The organism is Pedobacter sp. 05L430, from assembly GCF_056397585.1.
Genome location: NZ_JBFTNT010000317.1, coordinates 1 through 4,688 on the forward strand (window position 1 = coordinate 1; position 4,688 = coordinate 4,688).

The 4,688-nt window shown below is 39.4% G+C and carries 2 protein-coding genes; both read left to right on the forward strand.

Translation table 11 applies throughout. The features are described from left to right. On the forward strand, positions 1-2,745 hold a 2,745-nt coding region (locus AC1DG9_RS23540), incomplete at its 5' end, for an ATP-binding protein (protein ID WP_477635346.1). Between the two features lie 128 nt (positions 2,746-2,873). Further along, positions 2,874-4,688: SusC/RagA family TonB-linked outer membrane protein (locus AC1DG9_RS23545; RefSeq protein WP_477635347.1), on the forward strand; the 1,815-nt coding region annotated here is incomplete at its 3' end.

Genomic DNA, 4,688 nt, shown 5'->3' on the forward strand with positions numbered 1-4,688 from the left:
ACCATGGGAGGTGGAATAAACCTTTTCAACAGAACCACAAAGAAATTTAAAAGATATACGCAGAACCTGAGTCTAATTAGTTCCGATTATGTATTTAAGGTACTGGAAGATTCGCATCAAAACATTTGGGCAGGTACATCCTATGGGATGAATGTATTGCCAAAAGGAGGGACAAAGTTTATCAAGATAGTAAACGATCCAAAAAACGATAACAGCCTGATCAACGACAACATTAACAGCTTTATTGAAGACAGCAGGGGCTACCTCTGGATAGGAACAAGAGATGGTTTGAGCCTTTATAATCCCAAAACCAAAACCTTTTACAATTATACCATCGAAAATGGATTGCCTGATAATAACATCATGGACATTCAGGAAGATAATCAAGGTGACTTTTGGGTAAGCACATCAAACGGCTTATCAAAGATATCGGTTACTTATAACAAAAAACTTAACCTCATTTTCAAGAATTTTGATGAGAATGATGGCCTGCAGGGTAAGGAATTTAACCGAATTGCCTCCGTAAAACTAAGAACCGGAGAACTTGCATTTGGAGGTCCTGATGGGATCAATATTTTCCAACCTTCTTTAATTAAATCTTATAATCAAACCTTTAAACTCTTTATAACCGACTTTCAACTGTTCAATAAGAGTGTAACAGCAAACACTGCAATTGATGGCCGGGTAATACTTAAAAAATCAATTTTTGATACTAAAGAGCTTACCTTAAACCACGATCAAAATGTATTTACCATAGAGTTTGCATCATTAAATTACATTGGCCCTCATAAAGTGAAACATCAGTACATGCTGGAGGGATTTGATAAGACATGGATTTCTGCAGATAATACTTTACGCAAGGCCACCTATACAAACCTTGATCCGGGCGATTATGTTTTTAAGGTACGGGCATCAAGTACCGAAAACATTTCTGATGCTAAACCGGTAACCTTAAGGATCAGGATACTGAACCCATGGTATACTTCTACATTGGCGTATATTCTTTATTTTCTGGCCATAGGCGGCGCATTGTACTATTTCAGATACCGCGGTATCCAGCAACTAAAGCAGCAATTTGCTGCTGAGCAGGAAAAACAAAAAGTTCAGAGACTGATTGAACAAGAGAAAGTAGAATCACAACGCTTGCTTGATAATGAACGTTTAGAAGCAATGAGGTACAGAGAGCTGGATGCTATGAAAATCAAATTCCTAACCAATGTAAGTCATGAATTTAGAACGCCATTATCTTTAATTCTAGCACCAATAGACAAAATCCTGAAAGGATCATCAGATAATCTGATTAAAGAGCAGGTCTCCCTGATACAGAAAAACGCAAAGCGTCTGCTCAACCTGGTAAACCAGCTGCTCGATTTCAGAAAGATGGAGCTTAAAGAGATCAAACTTCAAAAAAGACCTGGCGATATCATTTCGTTCATCAGAGACATTACTTATTCCTTTAAGGATCTCGCTGAACAGAAAAACATCCAGTTAACCTTTAATGCTACTTACGAGAAGCTCGATGTAAATTTTGACCATGATAAAATAGAGCGGATTCTCTTTAACCTGCTTTCTAACAGCTTTAAATTTACATTGGATAACGGCAAGGTAAATGTGTCTGTAGACTGTATTATGATCGACCAATACATGGTTGAGATTAAAGTTCGCGATACCGGAATAGGTATACCAAAAGAGAAACAGGAGAAGATATTTGAAAGCTTTTTTCAGAATGATATTCCAGAGTCTATCATTAATCAGGGTAGTGGAATAGGTTTGGCAATAACCAAAGAGTTTGTAAAACTTCACGGTGGCGAGATCTTTTTAGAGAGCGATGAAAACATTGGCAGTTGCTTTACCATTTTGCTGCCATTCGAGGAACTTAGACATCAAAGCAATCCAACGGATAACTTTGTAGATAATCTAATTGCTAATGAGGATACGTTAAACAATCAGCAAGCAAACGTTACGATCTCTTCTAAAAAAGCAACTGTATTACTTGTTGAGGATGATGCCGATCTGCGTTTTTATCTTAAAGATAATTTAAAGGAAGACTTTAATGTAATAGAAGCCGGTAATGGAAAAGATGGCTGGCAAAAGGCATTATTCTACCATCCGAATATCATTGTCAGCGATATTTCTATGCCCGAAATGACTGGTATAGAACTTTGCAAAAAGATCAAAGGCGATTCCAGAACAACCCAGATTCCAGTAGTGCTGTTAACCGCTTTAACTGGCGAGGAGCAGGAGCTRACGGGTCTGGAAACAGGGGCCAATGACTACATGACCAAACCATTCAGTTTTGAAATCCTAAACTCCAAAATCCGCAACATATTAATTCAGCAGGAATCCTTCAGAAAGCTTTATCAGAAGCAGGTAGAAGTACAACCGGCAACCATAGAAATGGAGAGCCCTGATGAACAGTTCCTGCAGCAAATTCTTCAGGAGATAGAAAAGAATATAGGGAATAGCAATTTCTCTGTAGATATGCTTAGCAACCTGATGCTGATAAGCCGTGTAACCTTGTACAAAAGAATTGTAGCACTTACCGGCAAAACCCCGCTCGAGTTTATCAAGTCTTATCGTTTAAAACGGGCAGCGCAGCTGCTGGAGCAAGGAAAATTAACCGTTTCACAGATCTGTTATAAGGTAGGTTTTAAAACCACCAAGAATTTTGTCAAATCTTTTAAAGAAGAATTTGATGTGCTCCCTTCAAAATATGCTGGGAACACGGATATTACCGCTTCGTAGCCTTTTTTGTGAAAGGTTAACATTTGCGTACCCCTTTTTTAGCAATACAGGATTCAGTTGTATCTAGTTTTAACAAATAGAAACCCATCCCCTGGGGATCTTAACTAAACCAAATATGACGACCAAACATGAAAACGACAAGAACGAGTTGTAATGAATGGATTTTTATCCTGTTCATGATCTTTACACTTACCGGAATCACCAAATCCGGTTACGCCCAAAGTACTTCAAATAGAATAGTTACGGGTGTTGTTGCTGATGAAAGCGGAACAACTTTACCCGGTGCATCTGTAGTGGTAAAGGGAACCAAAACCACCGCTTTAACTAATAATGAAGGTAAGTATTCCATCATGGTTACCTCAAATGCAAGTGTACTTGTATTTTCCTATGTAGGGATGACCACAAAAGAACTTACCGTAGGTTCAGGCTCAGTAATTAACGCTAACCTTGAATCCTCTACTTCAACCTTATCCGACGTAGTAGTTATCGGTTACGGTACATTGCGTAAATCAGAAGTAACCTCAGCAATTTCTTCTGTATCCCAAAAGGACATTAAAAATTTACCTGTTGCCGGCGTAGATCAGGCCTTGCAAGGTAAGGTAGCGGGTGTTACCATAAATAACAATGGCGGTCAGCCAGGAGGTGGTGTTTCCGTAAGGATCAGAGGGCTTACCTCAACGGGCGAGAATAACGAACCGTTATATGTAATAGATGGAGTTCCTATGAACTCAAAAAGCAGCTCCCTGGAACAAAACTTTTTAGGGGGTGGTTCCGGACAAACCGGGCAAAGTGTGCTGGCAACCTTAAACTCTGCCGATATTGAAACCATCGATATCCTGAAAGATGCATCAGCACAGGCCATTTATGGAGCCAGAGGTGCAAATGGAGTAGTGCTCATCAATACCAAAAGAGGCAGGGCCAACCAAAGTAAAATTACCTACGATTCTTATGTTGGTATTTCAGAAGTTCCAAAAAAGCTTTCTGTAATGAACCTGCGCCAAAATGCAGAATACATGAACTCGCTGGTTTTAGAAGTAAGAGGAGTTCCGGGAAGTGGAATGGATAGTATTGCAGAGTTTAAAAACCCTTCCTTATTAGGTGTGGGTACCGACTGGCAGGACGAGATCTACAGAAGAGGATTTACTCAAAGCCATCAACTTGGTTTTTCAGGAGGAACAGAAAAAACACAGTTCTATTTCTCTGGCGGCTATCTTAATCAGGAAGGAACTCTAATCAAAACAGGGTTTAAAAGAATAACCCTAAGAGCTAATATAGACCATCAGGCTACTAAATGGTTAAAAACAGGTATCACTGCAAACCTGTCCAGAACCAATCAGCAGATCGGCCTTTCAGATGGTTTCGATGCCGTTACCAGTACAGTGCTTTATAATAGTCCTGTAACTCCCGTTAAAGATGTTTTTGGTAATTATATCTCTACCAATGTAATAGGAGGCAGCACATTTGGAAATCCAAATAATCCGGTTGCGTTAGCAATGTTGCGTGATGTAAGCAATCAATCTTCAAAAGCTTTCGGAACAGTATATGCAGATCTGATTATCATAGATGGTCTCACCATCAGATCAGAGGGTAACTTTGATTTTAATCTGAGCAGCGATAGGGCATTTCAGCCATATGTACAAAATGCTGAAACCAAAGCCGTCATCCTTTCTCCGGCAAGGCTTAGAGAGCAAAGAAATAACAGCCTTTACTGGGCAATTAAAAACTATGCTAATTATAACAAAGCCTTTGGTAAGCATAATATAGCTGCTACGGTAGGCCATGAGGCACAAAGATCCAAATACGACTTTATCAATGCCAACAGAGATAACCTGGTTCTTAATATCCCAAATTTAAATGCAGGTGATGCAGGCGATACCCAAGGCATAGGAGCAGGAGCTGCAACATGGAGTATGGAGTCGGTATTTGCACGTTTAAACTATAAT